At 65.7% G+C, this 19,252-nt stretch carries 21 protein-coding genes; 15 read left to right on the forward strand and 6 right to left on the reverse strand.

Features of this window, described 5'->3' with window-relative positions; all coding sequences use genetic code 11:
• Positions 1 to 307: 307 nt before the first annotated feature.
• The 4 genes from C487_RS03005 to C487_RS03020 all read left to right on the forward strand — a co-directional run bounded on the left by C487_RS03005 (position 308) and on the right by C487_RS03020 (position 2,595).
• On the forward strand, positions 308 to 733 hold the full coding sequence (locus tag C487_RS03005) for a DUF3054 domain-containing protein (protein WP_006184190.1): 426 nt from the start codon (positions 308 to 310) through the stop codon (positions 731 to 733).
• Positions 734 to 1,031: 298 nt separating this feature from the next.
• Complete coding sequence (locus C487_RS03010; RefSeq protein ID WP_006184191.1) at positions 1,032 to 1,247, forward strand: hypothetical protein; 216 nt, start codon at positions 1,032 to 1,034, stop codon at positions 1,245 to 1,247.
• Positions 1,248 to 1,314: 67 nt separating this feature from the next.
• On the forward strand, positions 1,315 to 2,313 hold the full coding sequence (locus C487_RS03015; protein ID WP_006184192.1) for an ornithine cyclodeaminase family protein: 999 nt from the start codon (positions 1,315 to 1,317) through the stop codon (positions 2,311 to 2,313).
• Positions 2,314 to 2,415: 102 nt separating this feature from the next.
• The gene (locus C487_RS03020) at positions 2,416 to 2,595 is read left to right on the forward strand and encodes a hypothetical protein (protein ID WP_006184193.1); all 180 of its coding nucleotides are present in this window, start codon (positions 2,416 to 2,418) and stop codon (positions 2,593 to 2,595) included.
• 227 nt (positions 2,596 to 2,822) lie between these two features.
• Here the strand turns inward: C487_RS03020 and C487_RS03025 are convergent, their stop codons facing one another.
• Positions 2,823 to 4,367, reverse strand: a complete 1,545-nt coding sequence (locus C487_RS03025; protein WP_006184194.1) for a zinc ribbon domain-containing protein — start codon at positions 4,365 to 4,367, stop codon at positions 2,823 to 2,825.
• Entirely contained in the window at positions 4,367 to 5,545 is a 1,179-nt protein-coding gene (locus C487_RS03030; RefSeq protein WP_006184195.1) for a thiolase domain-containing protein, read from the reverse strand. Before C487_RS03030 ends, C487_RS03025 begins: the two co-directional genes overlap by 1 nt.
• A 257-nt stretch (positions 5,546 to 5,802) precedes the next feature.
• Here C487_RS03030 and C487_RS03035 point away from each other — a divergent pair, with 257 nt between their 5' ends.
• Positions 5,803 to 6,801 (forward strand): DHH family phosphoesterase, encoded by a 999-nt coding sequence (locus tag C487_RS03035; RefSeq protein ID WP_006184196.1) that lies wholly within the window; start codon positions 5,803 to 5,805, stop codon positions 6,799 to 6,801.
• Between the two features lie 65 nt (positions 6,802 to 6,866).
• Here C487_RS03035 and C487_RS03040 read toward each other — a convergent pair whose 3' ends face one another.
• Positions 6,867 to 7,331: an Hsp20/alpha crystallin family protein gene (locus C487_RS03040; protein WP_006184197.1), complete on the reverse strand. Its 465-nt coding sequence runs from the start codon at positions 7,329 to 7,331 to the stop codon at positions 6,867 to 6,869.
• Positions 7,332 to 7,484: 153 nt separating this feature from the next.
• Here C487_RS03040 and C487_RS03045 point away from each other — a divergent pair, with 153 nt between their 5' ends.
• Complete coding sequence (locus tag C487_RS03045; protein WP_006184198.1) at positions 7,485 to 8,174, forward strand: type 1 glutamine amidotransferase domain-containing protein; 690 nt, start codon at positions 7,485 to 7,487, stop codon at positions 8,172 to 8,174.
• 147 nt (positions 8,175 to 8,321) lie between these two features.
• Here C487_RS03045 and C487_RS03050 read toward each other — a convergent pair whose 3' ends face one another.
• Positions 8,322 to 8,504, reverse strand: coding sequence for a hypothetical protein (locus C487_RS03050; RefSeq protein ID WP_006184199.1), 183 nt, complete (start codon positions 8,502 to 8,504; stop codon positions 8,322 to 8,324).
• A 162-nt stretch (positions 8,505 to 8,666) separates the two neighbouring features.
• Here C487_RS03050 and C487_RS03055 point away from each other — a divergent pair, with 162 nt between their 5' ends.
• The 7 genes from C487_RS03055 to C487_RS03085 all read left to right on the forward strand — a co-directional run bounded on the left by C487_RS03055 (position 8,667) and on the right by C487_RS03085 (position 15,322).
• Complete coding sequence (locus C487_RS03055; RefSeq protein ID WP_006184200.1) at positions 8,667 to 8,891, forward strand: HalOD1 output domain-containing protein; 225 nt, start codon at positions 8,667 to 8,669, stop codon at positions 8,889 to 8,891.
• 266 nt (positions 8,892 to 9,157) lie between these two features.
• Positions 9,158 to 9,364, forward strand: a complete 207-nt coding sequence (locus C487_RS03060; protein WP_006184202.1) for a hypothetical protein — start codon at positions 9,158 to 9,160, stop codon at positions 9,362 to 9,364.
• A gap of 76 nt (positions 9,365 to 9,440) precedes the next feature.
• Entirely contained in the window at positions 9,441 to 9,890 is a 450-nt protein-coding gene (locus C487_RS03065; protein ID WP_006184203.1) for an RNA-binding protein, read from the forward strand.
• Positions 9,891 to 10,088: 198 nt separating this feature from the next.
• The gene (locus tag C487_RS03070) at positions 10,089 to 10,682 is read left to right on the forward strand and encodes a TetR/AcrR family transcriptional regulator (RefSeq protein ID WP_006184204.1); all 594 of its coding nucleotides are present in this window, start codon (positions 10,089 to 10,091) and stop codon (positions 10,680 to 10,682) included.
• Complete coding sequence (locus C487_RS03075) at positions 10,679 to 12,118, forward strand: MATE family efflux transporter (protein WP_006184205.1); 1,440 nt, start codon at positions 10,679 to 10,681, stop codon at positions 12,116 to 12,118. The genes C487_RS03070 and C487_RS03075 overlap by 4 nt, the downstream gene beginning before the upstream one ends.
• Positions 12,119 to 12,263: 145 nt before the next feature.
• Positions 12,264 to 13,502 carry a cation:proton antiporter gene (locus tag C487_RS03080; RefSeq protein ID WP_006184206.1) on the forward strand — a complete coding sequence of 413 codons (1,239 nt, stop codon included), beginning with the start codon at positions 12,264 to 12,266 and terminating at the stop codon, positions 13,500 to 13,502.
• A gap of 59 nt (positions 13,503 to 13,561) precedes the next feature.
• Positions 13,562 to 15,322 carry a YcaO-like family protein gene (locus tag C487_RS03085; RefSeq protein WP_006184208.1) on the forward strand — a complete coding sequence of 587 codons (1,761 nt, stop codon included), beginning with the start codon at positions 13,562 to 13,564 and terminating at the stop codon, positions 15,320 to 15,322.
• A gap of 91 nt (positions 15,323 to 15,413) precedes the next feature.
• Here C487_RS03085 and C487_RS03090 read toward each other — a convergent pair whose 3' ends face one another.
• Positions 15,414 to 15,953 carry a hypothetical protein gene (locus C487_RS03090; RefSeq protein WP_006184210.1) on the reverse strand — a complete coding sequence of 180 codons (540 nt, stop codon included), beginning with the start codon at positions 15,951 to 15,953 and terminating at the stop codon, positions 15,414 to 15,416.
• A gap of 204 nt (positions 15,954 to 16,157) precedes the next feature.
• Between C487_RS03090 and C487_RS03095 the strand changes: the two genes are divergently transcribed.
• Positions 16,158 to 16,637, forward strand: a complete 480-nt coding sequence (locus tag C487_RS03095; RefSeq protein WP_006184211.1) for a cupin domain-containing protein — start codon at positions 16,158 to 16,160, stop codon at positions 16,635 to 16,637.
• 125 nt (positions 16,638 to 16,762) lie between these two features.
• Complete coding sequence (gene cmk, locus C487_RS03100; RefSeq protein WP_006184212.1) at positions 16,763 to 17,374, forward strand: (d)CMP kinase; 612 nt, start codon at positions 16,763 to 16,765, stop codon at positions 17,372 to 17,374.
• Between the two features lie 64 nt (positions 17,375 to 17,438).
• On the opposite strand, the gene guaB is transcribed toward cmk, so the two are convergent.
• Positions 17,439 to 18,941 carry an IMP dehydrogenase gene (guaB, locus tag C487_RS03105; RefSeq protein ID WP_006184213.1) on the reverse strand — a complete coding sequence of 501 codons (1,503 nt, stop codon included), beginning with the start codon at positions 18,939 to 18,941 and terminating at the stop codon, positions 17,439 to 17,441.
• Positions 18,942 to 19,252 lie beyond the last annotated feature (311 nt).

Consider the following 19,252-nt stretch of genomic DNA (forward strand, 5'->3'; position numbering starts at 1 on the left):
ACCCGTCGGTCGGAAGCCGACCGTGTGGCCGTCGCTGCTGAACGGTGTCGATAACAAAGTGCCCCCCGGCCGATGGCTCGTTCGTGCGAGGCTCCCCTCGCACGGAGGCGCTCTGTCCGTTGGACGACACTCGGCGGCCCCGGTCGCCGAGTTCCTCCTCTCCTGTCAGGGATACCGGTGGCCGCCGCGACCGTATCGACGTCGGTCCGGAGAGCGGCCGGATCCGTTTCTCGCGCTCGCGTAGCCGCCGGCCACGCCGTCGATCGGAACCGGGGAATCAATAGGAACGGGGCACCCACGGTCGACTATGGACACGGCAGTTCAGACGGGCGTCCGTGACAGCGCAGCCGGCCGCAAGCGGATCGCCGCCGGCGTAATCGATGTCGGCCTCGTCGCCGCGATGGTCCTCTACGGCTACGTCCACCACGGGGGCGACCCGGTCGCCACCCCGCTCGAATCGCTCGAGACGATCGCTCCGTTCGTGATCGGGTGGCTCGCCGTCGCAGCGCTCGCAGGCGTCTACACGCGTGACCGTCTCTTGGGCCGGGACGGACTCCGAGTAACGGCGACCGCCTGGATCGCGGCGGCAAACGTGGGACTCATGCTCAGGGGGTCTCCACCGTTACACGGCAGCACCATCTGGCCGTTCCCCGTTGTGATAACCGTCTCCGTCCTCGTCGTTTTGCTCGGCTGGCGGCTCGGGCTCTCGCTGTACCTATCAGTAACCGAGTAAGTTGATGCGATACCGGTTGCTGTCATCATTGTGAGCCGAACTGAGCGTCATCGTTCCTCTCTCACCCTTGGACGAAACGGACGGTAATGCGGCTTCTCGCGGACTAATACTGCCGGCCGTACCGTTTGATTCGCTGCCGTCGGTGTCTCAATCGCGAACACATTATCGGACTGGGACGATGTAACTTCTTCATAAGTTATGAAGGCCATATCTGTTGGGTTCTGGTTTGTTATGAGTACACCACGAACCGATTATGGGAAACACTTATATGGTTATTTAGCATACTATAGAATAGATTATGACTGGATATTACGACATTGTCCTCGGCCTCATCCCAGTCGCACTGCTCGGTATCACCGCCGCCCTGCTGTTCGTTGGACTGTCGCTGACGACGGCGATACCGCTCGGTTCGCTGGCCGCGATGGGAATTATCGGGCACGCAATGTTCGTCAATACGCCAGTCGACTCCGGCGACGAATCCCGATCCGCGCGCCCGCCGATCAACGCGGACTGATCTTGCGATTTCGGTCTCTATCCCCGCTTTCGGTCCTTTTTCACGTCTCCGAATCCTATTATCGACGATGACTGACACGCTGTTTCTGGCAAGTTCGGATGTCGATTCGCTCGCAACGCCGGCCGAATACGTCGACGCCGTCCGCGAGGGCTATCGCCAGCGCGGTGAGGGCGCGCCCGCCCAGCCGCGGTCGAAGTTCCTCCGTGAGGATCCGGCGGGGATGTTCACGGCCTATGCCGCCATCCTCCCCGACACGGGTGCCATGGGCGGATACATGTACAGCGCCGGCTTCGGCGCGGCCGACGCCTGGTTCATGACGCCACTGTTCGATGCCGAGAGCGGCGCGCCGCTCGCTCTGCTCGACGGCGCGAGTATGAACCCGTTCAAGACCGGTGCGGTGGGTGCCGTCGGCGTCGACGAACTCGCCCGCGACGACGCCGACACCCTCGCGATTATCGGCAGCGGCGCACAAGCCCGGGGGCAGCTCCACGCGACTGCGACCGTCCGCGAGTTCACCGACGTCCGGGTCTACTCGCCGACACCCGAGAACCGCAAGGCCTTCGCGTCCGACTTCGACGACGCCCTCGAGGCGGCTGTCCGCGCGGTCGACTCGAGCACCGCCGCCGTAACGGACGCGGACGTGGTGATCACGGCGACACAGGCCAGCGAGCCGGTCATCGACGGCGACGATCTAGAGCCCGGAACCCACGTCACAGCCATGGGCCAGTACTCGCCGGACAAGCGTGAGCTGGATGCGGAGACGATCGCTCGGGCGACATACGTTCCCGACCTCCGCGACCGGGCAACGCTCGACGCCGGCTCGTTCATCCAGGCGCTCGAGGCGGACGCGATCACCGAGGATCACGTCCACGCCGAACTGGGCGAGGTCGTCGCCGGGACCGAACCCGGCCGAACGAGCGACGACGAACTCACGGTCTTCGATAGCGGCGGGACGGGGATCGAGACGGTCGCCGCGGCGTACCTGCTCTACGAGCGTGCCAGCGAACAGGGACTCGGCCAGACGATCGAGTTCGCGCCGGCGAGCGAGGCGCTGACGGGGAATTAGATACTCGAGGGGCTCAGAGGTCGTTCAGCACATCCGTCCGTCAGCTATTCTGTGACCCCTTCTCACCCCGACTATATATCGGTAGCACGGGTATGAATTGACATGGCCCACGCCCCAGAAATGCCGGAAAAGTACGTCTGTACGGCCTGTCAGATGATACACGCCGGTACGGTCTCCAAACGAACCGAGAGCGGACACGAGTACGAGGCACCTGCGGAGTGTGGCTGCTGTGGCGAATCCGAACTGGTCCCGGAGAAAAACTGGCCGCATTTCCAGCCGTAACTGCGCTCGACCGTTCTCGATACGACCGGTTGGACGGCGTTCGCGGCCGATAGAACGTCCAGCGATCGACATCTACACGTAGCGACCGACTATTCTCGTCACTGAAACGGTTGACACACTGACTGCAACGCCGTCGTGCGGCCAGGTGTGCAGTGAGTACTACGCTCGCCAAGACGAGTTCCGCTCTTCGACGGAGCCGAAACCCCAGTTTCGACGGCTCGAGCCCGCTACTCGCCCGCGGGCCGAATCTTGAATCCGTAGCGGGTGACGCCTTCCTGCGTGTAGATCCGGCGAATCGTCGTCTCAATCCGCTCACCGACGGAGAAATCGGCGGGGTCGGCATCGGTGCCCATCGCGGGGACGCTAACGGTCTCGTCGCCGCTATCGACGCCTTCTTCTCGCTGGCGCTGCCCGCTCGAACGGTCCGCGGAGTTTCGCTCCGCGTGATCACCGTCCTTTCGGTGCGTCTCCGACGCACCGTCCGTCTCGAGCGCGACGATCGCGGCCGCGTAGTCGCCCGACTGGGCCTGCTGTTCGGCGAACTCCGGTGGCGCGCCGCCCTGGGAGATCGTCGTCACGGCCTCGATCGTCCCCTCGCCCGCGAGTTCGATAGGCTCATAGTCGGCGAGTGCGCCGCAGTCGTCACAGGCACCGTCCGGCGGGAACGAAAGCGCATCGCACTCCGAACAGCGGCCCGCCTCGAGCCGGTATCGCTGGGGAATCGAGCGCCGCCAGGAAGGGACGCTGACGTAAGCACCACCGCCCGATGGCGGCCCCGTAGTCACGATGCCGCGCTGGCGCAGGTACTCGGCGTAGGTGAGCGGGTCGTCACCCTCGAGTGCCGTTACTGCCGGCACGTCGCCGTCACTTTGGCGTGTCTCCGACGCAACGCTGACGACGACCGCGTCGGCCCCCGCGCCGCTGCCATGGGAGACCGCGAGGATGGACTCGTACCCGTCCGCGAGTGCGGTCGCCAGCGAGACGGGGACGCTCGCAGCGCCGAGGTCGCCCAGCTCGTGGACCGTCGCGGCGGCTCGAATCTCCTCGGTCCCGACGCCGGCCGCGCCTGCGGCGCGATAGGGGAGTTTCCCGTCGGGGGCCTGGATCGCAACCGCATCGGGGGTGGGTTCGTCCTCGAGCCCGGCGACGGCACCGCCGATCGTCTCGGTGAACGCCCGTCGGTCGTACTGGGTGATGCCGAGCCCCTGCGTCTCGTCCTCGCCGGCGTTGCGGAACCGGGTGCCGGGATACGGCGCGGAATACTCGGCGCGGTCGACGATCTCCGCGGGGCCCTCGCGCTCGAGGACGAACGCCGCACTGCCGGCCCCGGCGGCGTGATCGATCCCGTCGTCGGGATCGCCCTGCGGCGCGTCGGCGGCGACGACGAGCGCGGTCGTCGAATCGGCCTCGAGCGCGTCGAGCGCGGCCCACAGCGCCCGCGTTCCGGCGCGCGTACTGCCGGTGAACGCGTGGCGGGTCGCGGACTCGGAGAGCGTGACCATCGCACCGAGGCGGGCGGTCAGGTCCTCCTCGGCAGTCGGCGGCCGCGAGGAGGCGAACGCGAGCCAATCGATTTCGTCGGGGTCGGTCTCGGCCGCCTCGAGCGCGCGGGTCGCGGCCTCGTAGCCCATCGTCAGGGCGTCCTCGTCGGCCGAGGGGACGGCCTTCTGGGTGACGCCGGCGGCGTGGAACTGGCCCCAGGCGTCCTCGAAGGCCTCGCTGGTGATGCGGAACCGCGGTGCGTACGCGCCGACGCCGGTGATCGCGGCCATTACGCGCTCACCTCCCCTTCCTTTTCGAACACGTGAACGACGGCGGCACCACCGCTGCCGCCGACGTTGTGGGTCAGCCCGCGGGTGGGGGTCTCGACCTGTCGTGCGCCCGCGTTCCCGGAGAGTTGTTTGTAGGCTTCGACGACCTGTCCGGCACCCGTCGCGCCGATGGGGTGGCCCTTGGACTTGAGGCCGCCGGACGTATTCACGGGGAGCTCGCCGCCGAGTTCCGTCGCGCCGGACTCGATCAACTGACCGGCCTCGCCCGGTTCACAGAAGCCCAGGTCCTCGTACGCCAGCAGTTCCGCGATGGCGAAGCAGTCGTGAACCTCCGCGAAGTCGAGTGCGTCGGGCTCGATGTCGGCCATCTCGTAGGCCGTCTCGGCGGCGCGCTGACTCGCCGGCACGCCGGTGTAGGTGTCGCGCTGGAAGAGGCCGACGGTGTCGCTGCCGGCACCGACGCCGGCGACCCGGATCGGATCGTCCGTGTAGTCGTCGACCACGTCCTCGCTGACGATCAGCGCACAGGCCGCCCCATCCGAGGTCGGACAGCAGTGATAGAGGTTCAACGGGTCCGCGACGACCGGCGCGGACTGGGCGTCCTCGAGCGAACACTCGAATCCCAACTGTGCGTGGGGGTTTTTCGCGCCGTTGGCGTGGTTCTTCACGGCGACCCGCGAGAGGTGCTCGCGCGTGGTGCCGTACTGCGCCATGTGGACCGAGGCCATCTGGGCGTAGACACCCGAGAAGGTGGTCCCCGAGAGCCGTTCCCATTCGGTCTCCCCGGAGACGCCGAGCCAGTACTTCGTCGCGTCCGAACTCATGTCCGACATGATCTCGAAGCCGCCGGCGAGAACGACGTCCGCCATCCCCGACTTGACGGCTTGGACGGCCTGTCGCACGGCGAAGCCGCTGGCCGCGCAGGCGTTCTCGACGCGCGTCGTCGGCACGCCGTCGAGGCCGACGTGTTCGGTCACTGCGGGGCCGGAAAGACCGAGTTGGCGGCCGCCGACGCCGAGAGTACCGACGAACGCCTCGTCGACGTCCCCGGCCTCGAGCCCCTTCGGCACGCTGTCCGTCGCCGCATCGAACGCCGTGCGGAACAGGGAGCGGTAGCTCTCCGCGGGGAAGGCCCCGTAGTCCGACTGTCCCGCGCCGACGAGATATGCGTCTCGCATACACTCCGTTTAGTGAGCCGGATGAAATAAGTGTCCGATACGCACGGTTCGCGCCGGACAGCCGGTCTCGAACGGGGTGACGACTGTGCCGATGCGTGAGATCCGTCGGGACGACCCCGGTGGGTTCGACCCCACCGTCACGCACGACCCAACGACGTTCCTGTCGGGCGGGGGTCGGAGCCGACGCGTCCCCGCTCAGTTTCGTCGCTCCTGAGACGCGACGCGGGATTCAAGCGTTTCGTTCCCGTACGTCGAATATGTCTCGTGCGGCCGACCTCGTGTCCGTCCTCGAGCGGACCGACTCGCTGGCGATCGTCTGTCACGACAATCCCGATCCGGACTGTCTCGCCAGCGCGCTCGCACTCGAGGCGATCGCGTCCGAACACGCGGTCGCGGACGTGGCGATCGCATACGGCGGCGAGATTTCTCACCAGCAAAACCGTGCGTTCGTCAACTTACTCGAGATCAGTCTTCGGACGCTCTCGGAGACGACGATCGAGGAGTACGACAGCGTGAGCTTCGTCGACCACACCAGACCGGGAGCGAACACCGAGGTCCCGGCGAGCGTCACTCCCGATGTCGTCATCGATCACCATCCGGGCGAGCCGGCCGATGCCGCGTTCGAGGACGTTCGCGCCGACTACGGCGCGACGGCGACGATCTTCGTCGAGTACCTACAGGAACTCGAGGTCGATCTGACGTCGCGGCTGGCCTCCGCGTTGCTCTTCGCGCTCCACCGCGAGCGGCTGGACTTCGTCCGCGAACCCACGCGACGGGAGTACGAGGCGGCGCTCGCGGTCTACCCCGACGCGGAACTCGAAATCCTGGAGCAACTGTACGGCAGCGCGTTCTCGCCCGGAACGCTGGACGCGATCGGTCGGGCGATCGTCAGCCGCGAACGCCGGGGGTCGTCGCTCGTCGCGAGCGTGGGCAAGACCGGTGAAACCGACGCGTTACCACAGGCGGCGGATTACCTGCTCAACCTCGAGGGCGTCGATACGGTACTGGTTTACGGCGTCGTGGGCGACGCGATCCGGCTGAGCGGCCGGTCGATCGATCCGCGAGTCCACATGGGCGAGACGCTGGAGGCGGGCTTCGACGAACTCGGTGCCGTCGGCGGTCACCACGACATGGCGGGCGGCCGAATCGAACTTGGCCTCTTCGCGGACGAGGGCGGCGATGAGGACGAACTGCTGTCCTTCGTGGGCGGACGACTCACACGCCGGTTTTTCGACGCGTTGAACCTCGACGAGTGATACCGACGGGAACCGTCGGGACGCTTGGGGCCGGCGGCGACGAGCGAGCGACTCGTCGACGCGGACTAGTCGATGTCGATCGAGTGTGCGTCGGCCGACGGCTCGTGCTTCGGCAGTCGCACCGTCAGGATGCCGTTGTTGACGCTCGCTCGAACCGCGTCGACATCGACCGGCTCCGGCAACCGAACCTGACGGCTGAACGACTGCGTTTTCCGTTCGCGCCGAATGTACGTCTCCTCGTCGCCGCCGGCCTCCCGCCGTTGCTCCCGTTCGCCGGACACCGCCACCGTTTGCCCGGAGAGGCGCAACTCGAGGTCGTCGCTCTCGTAGCCGGGGACGTCGACGGTGACGACGAACTCGTCGCCCTCATCCGCGAGGTCCAGACTCGTCTCCGCACCGCTCATCGAGAGATCGAACTGGCTTCGGTTGTCGACCTGCGATTCCCACGATCGGGCCGCCGTTTCGATCTGCCGGTTCAGTCGGTCGAGCAGGTCGTCGATACCGTCGAACGGACGCGGTCGGTCTGCCATGAGATCACCTCCCGAAGGTAGGGCGTCGACGGCGAAAAAAGCAACCCACGATCACCGTGAGGCTCCCCCAGACGGACCTGTAAGCGCAGCGACTTGCGGCAGAACCGAGGGGTGGGCTGGTCGTTTTTACGCTCCCCGTCTTAGAAGTGATGCATGACGGACGCACTATTCGTCGTCAGCGAAGAAGGGTACTGGGGAGAGGAATGCGTCGAGCCGCTCGAGACGCTCTCGGACGCGGGCGTCGAGATCACGGTTGCGACGCCGTCGGGGAGTCCGCCGGTCATCGACGAGCGGTCGCTCGACCCCGACGAGGTCGGCGAGGAGACCGCCGAACACGTCCGCGAGGTCCACGAGACCGACGAGCGACTGAACGACCCGATCCCGGTCGCACAGGCCGACGCCGAGGGGTACGACACCGTCGTCTTCCCCGGTGGCCACGGCACCGCGTGGGACATCAACCAGGACAAACACGCTCGCGAACTCCTCCGGGACATCGTCGAAGGCGACGGCAAGGCGCTCGTCGTCTGCCACGCCGTCGGTATGCTCGGGTTCGCCCGCGACAGCCACGGCGCGTTCATCGTCAACGGACGCGACGTGACCGGCTTCCCCAACGAGTGGGAGGAGGGCATCGTCGACGAGGCCGATCGCATGCCCGACGGCCGCAAACTGCCCTACTGGACCGAAGACGAAGTGAAAGCGGCCGGCGGCAACTGGGACGCCGAACTCGAGTCGGCGACCAGCGTCACCGTCGACGGCGACCTGCTCACCGCCCGCGGGCCCGGCTCCTCGAGCGCGGCCGCCGAAACCCTCCTCGAGGAACTCGACGTCGAATCAGAGGCCTGAACGGATCGGGAGCCGATTCGCCGCGGTCGGTTTCCTCGATCGAGGCGTCCGTCCCCGCGAGTCCGTGTCAGGAGGCCGCCGTGTCGCCGGGCCGATGAGCGCCACTCCGGGTCGGCTGTGACGGCGTGCGACCGCGTTTGACCACCGCTATTCTCCGTCGTAGACTCGAGTGTACTGCAAAACTAACCGATCTTTCTCATCCGTGTCGGTCTCCACGGAAAGGACATCACCACGCTCAATGTCGAACTCTCGGGTAATTGCCGCTGGAATGGAGAGGTCCATCGTCGCGGTCCCTTTTCGCCCACGCACCTTCACAGTCTTCTTCACCATCGTACGTCCTGTTGGCGTCGATACGCAGATACGCCTTTTTAGTTATATTGCGTACAATGTACATTTATAATTGCTCTATTGAACTGTTCAAAATGTTTAAAACGCTTAGCCGGCAACACACGATTGAAAACACGGGGGACATCCCCATCAAATCCGACACCCATGATCGTACGCCAGATCGAGGGGAGCGATTCCCCGAGCCAGACCGTCCTTCGCGCTGTCGCTACGGAAACGAATACACCGGTCCTGGAACTCGAACCGTTGTACGATACGATCGATCCCGAGGCCCTCAATACGCTCGTCACCGGTAATGGCGCTGTCCGCGTCGCATTTGACTATCAGGACTTCACAGTGACCGTTGATGCCGAGCGAGTCGTTCTCGAATGAGCCGGTTTTGCCTCCTTCGAATATCGTAGCAACTGAAACGATTGACACACTGAACGCACCGTCGTCGTGTACTCCGGTGTGCAGTGACGGTCAGTGGTGACGCTCCCGCTGTTGCAGTCCACTCCTGGCGGGCTCGAGCTTCGCCGAACGGATCGGTCCCACTCCCTCGTCACGCTGCCTGAACCCCGGTTACGCCTGCCTGACGGCGACAATACCAGTACGTCCAAATCAGTCCCTTTTTACACGCAGACGGGGAATCACAACTCATGAGCTTCGAGGAAGACGACCGCGTCGTCCTACACGACGAGCACAGCGAGTTCGACGGCGAAACCGGCACCGTCTCCCAGACGATGGAGTCGATGTTCGGCGACGTTACCTACACCATCAGCTTCGACGACGGGCAGGAGGCCGGCGTCCCCGAGGACGATCTCGAGGCGGCTGCTGCCGAAGACGTCGACGCCGACGAGGAGTAAACACCGCCTGCGGCTCGGCCTCTCGAGTCCCGTCACCACCGCGCCCGCACTCATCACACCGACTTTCGAATCGCAGATGCCACAAATACCGCTTCACTACGTCGATTTACGGACGTTCTGCTACGCCACCGAGGACGAAAAACGCGTCGAGGAAGCGCTTCGCACCTTCCTCCCCGACGGCGACGACGAGCCGTTCGAGATCGAGCGCACCGAGAGCGAGGGCCACTACGGCGACCGTATCCTCGTCCTCTCGGCCCGCGTCGAGAACGCCGACGATCTCCGACACGTCCTCTCGCGGTTGGCCGACCTCGAGAGCTTCGACGAACTGACCGACGAACTCGACGAACGGGTCACCGAGAACACCGAACTCTTCTTGCGACTCGACAAACAGGCGGCCTTCGCGGGGGACGTCCGCCTCGGACAGGGGATCACCTTCCGCGGGAAGGTCGAGGCCTACCCGGCGAAGAAAGAACAGGCCGTCGAGAACGCCGAAACGGTTCTCGAGCGCCTGCGCGACCGGGCGTAACCAGCCTCGGCGATCGATCCGGAACGCACCGTCTCAGTCCGGTCTCCGAGAGCGATTTCGATGCGTCCCAGCCTTCCCGGGGTGATTCCGTCCGATTCGACCGAACGTGATCGCCCGGTTGCGAAGGGCTTTTGACTGGCCAGTCAGTAAGCCCGTGTAGAGATTTTCTGAATGACAGATGGGACGATCGACGATCTAATGGACGCAACGTACGGCGCGCTGTGTAAGCACGGCTACGCGGAGTTGACGATGCAGGATATCGCCGAGGAATCGAGCAAAAGCAAGGGAACCCTTCACTATCACTTCGAGGGGAAACAGGACCTCCTCGAGTCGTTTCTGGCGTTTCTCCTGAACAGGTTCGAGGAGCGGACGCGGACGATTCCCGGGGAGACGCCGACCGAGCGGCTCCACGAGTTCCTCGACGAGTTGCTGACTCCGACCGACGAGGAGTCCGCGGAGGAGTTCCGGACGGCGATCCTCGAGATCAAGGCCCAGTCGCCGTACAACGAGGCCTATCGGGAGCAACTGGCCGAGTTCGACAGGGCGCTCCACGAGCGTCTCGCGAGCCTCGTCGCGGACGGGCTCGAGGCGGGGGAGTTCCGCGCTGATGTCGACCCGGACGAGACGGCCGACTTTCTCGTCACGGTCTCGAACGGGTCGGAGACACGAGCGGCCGCGGTCGATCGGTCCCCGGAGCGGACGAAACGTCACGTCCACCAGTACATCGATGAATACCTCCTGGCGGATGACACGGACACGACGGTCGACGACGAAATGGAGGCCGCCGAATGAGCCTTCTGGATCGGATTTCCAGACTGTTCAAAGGTCGCGACGAGTTCGATCTCACCTCGGGCGGCATCGCGAAGCCGCTGTTCTACCTGTCGCTGCCGATCATCGTAACGAACCTGTTGCAGACGGCCTACAATCTCATCGATACGTTCTGGCTCGGCCAGTACAGCACCGAGGCGCTCGCGGCGATCAGCTTCGCGTTCCCGATGGTCTTCCTGCTCATCTCCGTCGGGATGGGGCTATCGGTCGCCGGTAGCGTCTTGGTTGCACAGCATATCGGTGCCGACGAGGAGGCCGAGGCCGAGTACGCCGCCTCCCAGACCGTCGCGCTGTCGCTGCTCGGCGCGTTGGGGCTGGGGCTCATCGGCTACGTTTTCGTCGAGGGACTGCTCGGACTCTTCGGCGCGTCACAGGACGTGTTACCGCTGGCGACCGACTACATGCAGGTTATCTCGCTGGGGATGCCCTTCATGTTCGGGTTCTTCGTCTTTATCGCGCTCATGCGTGGCTACGGCGACACGATCACGCCGATGCTGGTGATGTTCGGCTCCGTCCTGCTCAACGTCGTCCTCGACCCGTTCCTGATCTTCGGCTGGGGGCCGTTCCCGACGTTGGGGATCGAGGGGGCGGCGATCGCGACGGTCTTCTCCCGCGCACTCGCACTCATCGTCGGACTCGCGATCATGTTCCGCGGGACGCGAGGGGTCAAGATCCGGCTCCGAGAGATGCGTCCGGACCTCGCCTTCGCCAAGAAAATCGTCTCGATCGGCTTTCCCGCGTCCATCGAAGGCATGGGAAGAGCCCTGTCGATCAACCTGCTGTTGGTGATCGTCGGCCTGTTCCCGACCTACGTCGTCGCTGCCTACGGCATCGGCACCCGCGTGTTCTCGGTCGTCTTCCTCCCTGCGATCGCGGTCGCCCGCGGCGTTGAGACGATGACCGGCCAGAACGTCGGGGCGGACAAACCGGACCGCGCGGCGGCCGCCGCCGACTTCGCCGCCCGAATCATGTTCCTCGTCCTCGGTGCGATGGGTATCGTCGCATGGTTCGGCGCACGACCCATCACCGCTGCCTTCACCGACGACGCCCAGGTCATCGAGGTGGGCGTTACCTTCCTCCGGTACGTCGCGCCGTCCTTCGGCTTCATCGGCGTCATGCGGGCCTACAACGGTAGCTTCCGCGGAACCGGAAAGACGCTCACCGCGGCGGCGATCGTCCTCGTCACATACGCTGCCGTCCGGCTCCCGATCGCCTACTCCCTCTCGCGGACGACGATGGAGTACCGCGGCATCTGGATCGCCTTTGCGGTCTCGAACGTCGTCGGTGCCGGCCTCGCCTACGGCTGGTACCGACGGGGTACCTGGCGAGACGTCGCCGTCACCGAAGGCCCGTCGGGACCGGCGATCGGTGACGATCTCGAGACCAGCACCGACGACTGACCGCCCTGTCCAGTAAAGTGGCTGTGTGCCGTCACAGCTGACCGAGCCCAGTTTCGAGAGGTGAATCAACAATGAGTCCACACCGGCAGGGCCGACCGCGAGTCCCACGATACGTTCGACCGCCGGACGACGGGTGGCCGTAACGATGGTCGAAACCGTTTCCATCGATATCCTGAGCCTCCTCCTCGTTCTCTCGGTTGCGTGGGTGTTCGGTGCGATCGCCGAGCGCGTCGGCTATCCGACGATGATGGGCGAACTGTTCGCCGGCATCGCCTTCGGTCCCGCGCTGTTCGGACTCCTGCGTCCCTCGGAACTCCTCTCGGTCCTCTCCGAGCTCGGGGTGTTCCTCCTGATGGTTTACGTCGGCATGGAGGTCGATCTGCGGGAGCTGTTCGAACTCGGCCCCCAGTCGCTGCTGATCGCCTTCGGCGCGTTCGTCATTCCGTTCGGCCTCGGCTACGTGGCCGGCATCTGGCTCGGCGTCTCCGTCGGCGCGGCGCTGTTCATCGGGCTCGCAATGGCCGCCACGTCGCTGGCCACGAAGTCCCGCATTCTCGCCGACCTCGAGCTGCTGGACACCCGGATCGCGAACGTGTTGCTCGGCGGCGCGCTCGCCTCCGACGTGGGAGTCCTCATCGCCTTCGCGGGCGTCGATAGCTACGTGACCGTGGGCTCACTCGACCCGGCCGAGATCGCGATGATCCTCCTGCAGGCGATCGGGTTCTTCGCAGTGACGCTCCTGATCGGTTATCAGTTCCTCCCGATCGCGTGGCGATCGATCGAGCGCCAGCGCGAACGGTACGGGTTCGTCGACCGAACCACCGCGTTTACGTTCGCCCTCCTCGTCTCCCTGCTGTTCGCCCACCTCGCGACGCTCGCGGACCTCCATATGATCATCGGCGGGTTCGTCGCGGGGATGTTCCTCCGGCAGGCGGACGTCGAGACCGGGCTCTACGAGCACATGCACACGGTTATGTACGACCTCGCGATGGGGCTGTTCGCCCCCATCTTCTTCGTCACGGTCGGCTTCGAGATCACGTTCAGCGTCTTCTCCGATTCCGTCGCCGTCCTCGCCGGTCTGGTCGTCATCGCGTTCGTCGGGAAGATCGTCGGTTCGTGGCTGTTTTCCTTACCGACGTCGCTTACCTCCCGCGAGGGACTGGTCGTCGGCTTCGGCATGAACGGCCGCGGGACCGTCGAAATCATCATCGCGCAGGTCGCCTTCGAAGCCGGGATTATCGACGCGGAGCTGTTATCGATCCTCGTCTTCATCGCCGTGTTCACGACCGCGCTCGTCCCCGTTACCGTCACCTGGGGCGTCCGCCTGCTCGAGGCGCGGGGGGAACTCGTCTACGTCGACTCGGCGGCCGCGGCCGAGGACTGATCCTGGCCCGCCGCCTCTCGAGCGGGGCGTTTTTGCCGCCCGCGCCAGCAGGGAGGAGTATGCAAGTCCACGTCGTGGGTGACGATCCGGTCCGCGAGGCGGTCGTCACCGCGCTCGATGACGTCGATATCGGTGTCCGCGACGCCGAGCCGGCAGCGCTCACGGACGCTCGTTTCGCAGTCGTCAGCGATGTCGCCGGTTCGGAGACGTTCGACCGAGCGAACGAGGCCGCCAGCACGGGCGGAACGCCCTGGATCGCCGTCGAGATCGGCGGTGTCGGAGGGCACCCCATGCCGGGCGTCGACGCCGCGATCACCGGGTTCGCGCCTGCGACGGGGTGTTTCGACTGTCTGCGCGCCCGCGTCGCGTCGAACGTCGAAGAGCGAGCCGACGTCCCACAGGCCGACCGCAGCGAAGCGCGATTCGCCGGTGCGGTCGCCGGCCGGGAGTGCGTGCGCGTCCTCTCGGGCGACGAACGATCGATCATGGGACAGGTACTCGAAGTGCCCCACGCCCGACGTCGGCTGCTGCCCGTGCCCGGGTGCGTGTGTGCTGAGGGCGGCCGTGATCGTTCGCTCGACCGCGATGCCGCGTCGCTCGCCCTCGACGCCGCTGTCGACAGCGCTGAGGGAGCGATCGACGACCGCGTCGGACCGATCGCCAGTATCGGCGAGATCGAGTCGTTCCCGGCCCCTTACTACCTGTCGACGGTCGCGGACACCGCCGCATACAGCGACGCGAGTGCGCCGCGACAGGCGGCCGGCGTCGCGACCGACTGGAACGCAGCACTGATGAAAGCCGTCGGCGAGGGCCTCGAGCGCTACTGCGCTGGCGTCTACCGCGAGGCCGATTTCGTCCGCACGAGCGAGACCGCCCTCGAGAACGCGGTCACACCGACTGACTTCGTTCGGCCGGACGACGCGCCGGCCGACGACGGGAGCGACGACCGCCGTTGGGTTCCGGGCGAGAACCTCGCGACCGGCGAGACCGCGCACCTCCCCGCCGCGGCGGTACAGTTCCCCCAGCCCGGCACGTCGCTGCTCCCGGCGATCACGACCGGGCTGGGGCTGGGGTCCTCGACCGTCGATGCGCTGTGTTCGGGGCTGACAGAAGTCATCGAGCGCGACGCGACGATGCTCGCGTGGTACTCGACGTTCGACCCGCTCGGACTGTCGGTCGAGACGGACGCCTTCGACGCGCTCGAGCGCCGCGCCCGGAGCGAGGGGCTGTCGGTGACGCCGCTGCTCGTCACACAGGACATCGACGTTCCCGTCGTCGCCGTCGCGGTTCACCGCGACCCGGACGCGCTCGAGGGACGCGAGGTCCGAGCCGACGACGACTCCTGGCCGGCATTCGCCGTCGGCTCGGCGGCCGGACTCGACGCCGCGGCGGCCGCGGCGTCGGCGCTCGAGGAAGCGCTCCAGAACTGGATGGAACTCCGAAGTCTCGGACCGGCGGACGCCGACGATGCCGGCGGGGAGATCGGCGAGTACGCCTCGTTCCCGGCTCGGGTGCGAGCCTTCGTCGATACCGAGCGGACGGTTCCGGCGGCGAGCGTCGGGCCCGATCCCGTGCCGACCGGCCGCGACCGACTCGAGGCGCTGTGTTCGCGGACGGCCGCCGTCGGACTGACGCCGTACGCCGCTCGGTTGACGACCCGCGATATCGACGAACTCGGGTTCGAGGCCGTCCGCGTACTGGTGCCGGGCGCACAACCGCTGTTCACCGACGAGCCGTTCTTCGGCGAGCGAGCGCGGACGGTCCCGACGGAACTCGGCTTCGAACCGCGCCTCGAGCGGGCGTTCCACCCGTATCCCTGACGCGGTCGCCGATCCCGTCCGGTATCGAAGCCGGCATCGTCACACTGCATCCCTGCTCGCAGAACGGCTGTGCGATGGTGTGTGAATCGGTTCAGTTAGTACTAGCGCGATCGGACGGCGACTCGCGTTCGGTTGCCGGCGCGTCCCCGTTTCCCGTCTCGTCGTCGCCCGGCTCGGATTCGTTCATCGCGGGTCCGGCCGATCCGGAGCCGTTCGTCACGGACTCGTCCGGTTCGGGCTCGGCGGTCGGCCCCGGGCCGTCCGTTTCCCCGCTCCGTTGGACATCCAGAATGAGATTGTCGTCGGTGAGCCGCACGTTCACGAACTTCGTGTTCGGCGTGATCGTGGCCTCCCTGAACGCCAGTTCCTCGCCGTCCCGGCCGTACTTGACCACGCGGAGGGTCTGCTCGACAGCATCGAGATGCGGGGGCGACGCCGACTGGTTCGCCGTGACCGTGTAACTCTCGTCGTAGGTCTGCCGGTTCGTCCCGGATTCGTAGGCCTCGAGCGTGAGGTCGTAGTGGCGCTCGGCCTCGCTGTGAATCTCGATGGGCACCAGCCCCTGGAAACTGCCCTGATAGTGCTCCTCGAGCGCCTCGAGACAGCCCGAGAGCCCGACGATCGCGGCCATCCCGGCGGTCCGAAGTACCGTACGGCGGTTCACGTGTGCGTCTCCGGGGCGGACGACTGTATGCGTTACTCTTCTCGGAACGCGACCCACGGTGGACGGTATGCGTTACTCTTCTCGGAACGCGACCCACGGTGGACGCAGTCCCGTACACCGTCAGACATCACCACCCACGGGACTTTTGTCTCGGGAGACGAACGACCACGCATGGAGAAAGTCGCAATCGACGACGTCGACATCGAAACCAATCCCATGGACGTCCATTCGGTCAGACGGCCGGTCTCGGACGCGCTCGGCTTTTCGGACTTCGCGATGAACTACTTCGAACTCGAGCCCGGTGAGTCGTTCTCGGGCGGGATGCACACCCACTACGACCAGGAAGAAGTCTTCTACATCCAGGCCGGGACCGCGACGTTCGACACGGACGATGGGACGGTCACCGTCGACGAGGGCGAGGTCATCCGGTTCGAGCCCGGCGACTTCCAGCACGGCTACAACGACGGCGACGAGCAGATCGTCGGCTTCGCCTTCGGCGCGCCCAAGTCCAAACACGACTGGGATCAACTCGAGTCACTGATCTACTGTCAGGACTGCGAGGCCGAGGTCGGCCACGGCCTCGAACTCACCGACGACGGGAACTTCCGGCTGACCTGTACCGAGTGTGGAAACGCGTTCGTGCCGCAGTAGCGGTCGCGAGGTCACGATCGAACGCGCCTGTGTGACGCGTTCGGCTCCCGATTCCGCGCGGCAACCAGAGCGGTCCGGTCCCGAAAGAGCGGAACGTTGTTGATGCGGGGCCGAGACCATCGAATATGGCTGCACAAGACAGTTCGAGTGCGGAGATCGACACGTCCCTCTTCATCACCGTCTCCGGGCCACCGGGCTGCGGTGCAACGACCCTCTGTGAGCGACTCGCCGATGCGATCGGCTGTCCGTACGTCTCGGGGGGTGACATCTTCCGCGAACTCGCCGACGACCGGGAGCTGAGCCTCAATCAACTGACCGCGAAGGCCGACGAGTCCGACGAGATCGACCGCGCGTTAGACCAGCGACTCCAACAGATCGCCGAGGAGTGGGGCATGGCCAACAAACCGTTCATCCTCGAGTCCCGGCTGGCGGGCTGGCTCGCCGGCGATCGGGCGGACCTGCGCATCTGGCTCGATGCCCCGGAGACCGTCCGCCTCGACCGGATCGACGACCGCACGGAGACTGAGGCCGAGATGCGAGTTCGGGAGGTCAGTGAAGCGGGCCGATACGAGTCGTACTACGAGATCGACATCGGCGACCGCTCGTTCTACGATCTGCACGTCAACACCGCCCGCTGGAGCAAGGCCGGCGTGTTTCGGCTGGTCCGCGCGGCGATCGAGGAGTACGATCCGGAACTCGACGAGGGCGCGTTCACCACCCCCGCGATGGATATCTAGCGACGGTCATCGCGGGCCCATCGCGCTGTACACCTGAGGGCTCGAGTGCCGTGTCGGTCAGCGGTTACTCGCTGTCGGGCGAGTAGTTCGGCGCTTCGTCGGTGATCACGACGTCATGGGCGTGGCTCTCGGCCTGTCCGGCCGAGGAGACGCGGACGAACTCGCTCCGTTGTTTGAATTCGGGGATCGTCGCGGCACCGACGTACCCCATCCCCGACTGCATGCCGCCGGCGAGCTGGTGGAGCTCGGATTTGAGCGTTCCCTTGTAGGGCGTTGCCGCTTCGACGCCTTCGGGGACGTACTCGTCTTCTTCTTCCGGTTCGTCCTTGAGATAGCGGTCGCCGTCGCCGGACTTCATCGCGCCGACCGACCCCATCCCGCGGTACTGTTTGTACTTCTTGCCGTTCATCGTGACGACGCGGCCCGGCGCTTCGTCGGTGCCGGCGAAGTACGAGCCGAGCATGACCGCGTCCGCACCGGCGGCGATCGCCTTGATCGCGTCGCCGGAGTAGCGGATACCGCCGTCCGCGATCACGGGCACGTCGTGTTCGGCGGCCACGTCGGCGACCTGCGCGACGGCCGTGATCTGGGGCATGCCCGAACCCGAGACGACGCGGGTGGTACAGATCGACCCCGGTCCGATGCCGACTTTCAGCCCATCGGCGAAGTCGACGAGAGCCTCGGCCGCCTCTCGCGTCCCGATGTTGCCCACGACGACGTCCGCGTCGACGGCGTCCGTAATCTCGCGGGCCCCTTCGATGACGTTCCGGTTGTGCGCGTGCGCGGTGTCGATAAAGATGACATCCGCGCCGGCCTCGTCGGCGGCCGCCGCACGGTTCTGTTCGAACGGGCTGACGGCGACGCCACAGCGGAGGCGGCCGTCCTCGTCGCGGACGGCCTCCTTGTACTCGCGGCGCTGGAGGATGCCCTGCATCGTGACCAGTCCCACGAGGAGGTTCTCGTCGTCGACGACCGGGACGCGCTCGATCTTGTGGTCGTACATCAACTCGAAGGCGTCGCGTGAGTCGACGTCTTCGGGAGCCGTGATGACCTCGTCGGTCATCGCTTCGGTGACCGGATCGTCCTCGTTGACCTCGAGGTGGGGCCGAATGTCCGTACTCGAGATGATCCCCAGGACTTCGCCGTTGGTGTTGACGACGGGTGCGCCGCCGACGCCGTGGCGGGCCATCAGTTCGTCGACCTCGCGGACGGACATCTCCGGAGCGGCGGTGACGACCGAATCCAGCGGAATGATGAGTTCGTCGGCGCTCTTGACGCGACCGATCTCCTCGACCATCTCGTCGACGTTCATGTTCCGATGGAGCACGCCGAGGCCGCCGTGGCGGGCCATCGCGATGGCCATGTCGCTCTCGGTGACGGTGTCCATCGCCGCCGAGAGGATCGGGACGGAGACCTCGACGTTTTTCGAGACGTTCGACGTGAGGTCAGCGTCGTCGGGTTCGACGCGGCTCTCCTTGGGGCGGAGAAGGACATCGTCGAACGTTAGCGCTTCCGGTACCTGCAGTTTCGAAGAATAGGGCTCGTGCTCGGGAACGTCGTTCGCCATGTAAACCGTCCGGCCCCCCGGGCAAAAAGCGTTGCGAGATATCCGCGGGTGTCAACGGTTGACGACCCCAGCAACGGGTCATGCGGCCCACTGGTGTCGGGACCCGTGGTCGCGGTCGAGACGGCCGTCGTCCTCGAGCGGTCGGCTTCCTTCCTGAACTTTCGTGTGCGAATGGGACACATTGTGTCTGCCTGGACGCGGGGCAATCTCGGTTACGAGTGCCCACATCCGAGTCAGACCTGTCCATTTCCGTTCGGATCTGGCCGCCACTGTCGGAACGCTACCGGATCGTGAAATGGAGTCCCACGCAA

Source organism: Natrinema pallidum DSM 3751, assembly GCF_000337615.1.
In the GTDB taxonomy this organism is placed as follows: Archaea; Halobacteriota; Halobacteria; order Halobacteriales; family Natrialbaceae; genus Natrinema; species Natrinema pallidum.

Coding starts and splice junctions, on each gene's coding strand:
- C487_RS03005 (WP_006184190.1), top strand. CDS start 308: ATGGACACGGCAGTTCAGACGGGCGTCCGTGACAGCGCAGCCGGCCGC.
- C487_RS03010 (WP_006184191.1), top strand. CDS start 1,032: ATGACTGGATATTACGACATTGTCCTCGGCCTCATCCCAGTCGCACTG.
- C487_RS03015 (WP_006184192.1), top strand. CDS start 1,315: ATGACTGACACGCTGTTTCTGGCAAGTTCGGATGTCGATTCGCTCGCA.
- C487_RS03020 (WP_006184193.1), top strand. CDS start 2,416: ATGGCCCACGCCCCAGAAATGCCGGAAAAGTACGTCTGTACGGCCTGT.
- C487_RS03025 (WP_006184194.1), bottom strand. CDS start 4,367: ATGGCCGCGATCACCGGCGTCGGCGCGTACGCACCGCGGTTCCGCATC.
- C487_RS03030 (WP_006184195.1), bottom strand. CDS start 5,545: ATGCGAGACGCATATCTCGTCGGCGCGGGACAGTCGGACTACGGGGCC.
- C487_RS03035 (WP_006184196.1), top strand. CDS start 5,803: ATGTCTCGTGCGGCCGACCTCGTGTCCGTCCTCGAGCGGACCGACTCG.
- C487_RS03040 (WP_006184197.1), bottom strand. CDS start 7,331: ATGGCAGACCGACCGCGTCCGTTCGACGGTATCGACGACCTGCTCGAC.
- C487_RS03045 (WP_006184198.1), top strand. CDS start 7,485: ATGACGGACGCACTATTCGTCGTCAGCGAAGAAGGGTACTGGGGAGAG.
- C487_RS03050 (WP_006184199.1), bottom strand. CDS start 8,504: ATGGTGAAGAAGACTGTGAAGGTGCGTGGGCGAAAAGGGACCGCGACG.
- C487_RS03055 (WP_006184200.1), top strand. CDS start 8,667: ATGATCGTACGCCAGATCGAGGGGAGCGATTCCCCGAGCCAGACCGTC.
- C487_RS03060 (WP_006184202.1), top strand. CDS start 9,158: ATGAGCTTCGAGGAAGACGACCGCGTCGTCCTACACGACGAGCACAGC.
- C487_RS03065 (WP_006184203.1), top strand. CDS start 9,441: ATGCCACAAATACCGCTTCACTACGTCGATTTACGGACGTTCTGCTAC.
- C487_RS03070 (WP_006184204.1), top strand. CDS start 10,089: ATGGACGCAACGTACGGCGCGCTGTGTAAGCACGGCTACGCGGAGTTG.
- C487_RS03075 (WP_006184205.1), top strand. CDS start 10,679: ATGAGCCTTCTGGATCGGATTTCCAGACTGTTCAAAGGTCGCGACGAG.
- C487_RS03080 (WP_006184206.1), top strand. CDS start 12,264: ATGGTCGAAACCGTTTCCATCGATATCCTGAGCCTCCTCCTCGTTCTC.
- C487_RS03085 (WP_006184208.1), top strand. CDS start 13,562: ATGCAAGTCCACGTCGTGGGTGACGATCCGGTCCGCGAGGCGGTCGTC.
- C487_RS03090 (WP_006184210.1), bottom strand. CDS start 15,953: ATGGCCGCGATCGTCGGGCTCTCGGGCTGTCTCGAGGCGCTCGAGGAG.
- C487_RS03095 (WP_006184211.1), top strand. CDS start 16,158: ATGGAGAAAGTCGCAATCGACGACGTCGACATCGAAACCAATCCCATG.
- cmk (WP_006184212.1), top strand. CDS start 16,763: ATGGCTGCACAAGACAGTTCGAGTGCGGAGATCGACACGTCCCTCTTC.
- guaB (WP_006184213.1), bottom strand. CDS start 18,941: ATGGCGAACGACGTTCCCGAGCACGAGCCCTATTCTTCGAAACTGCAG.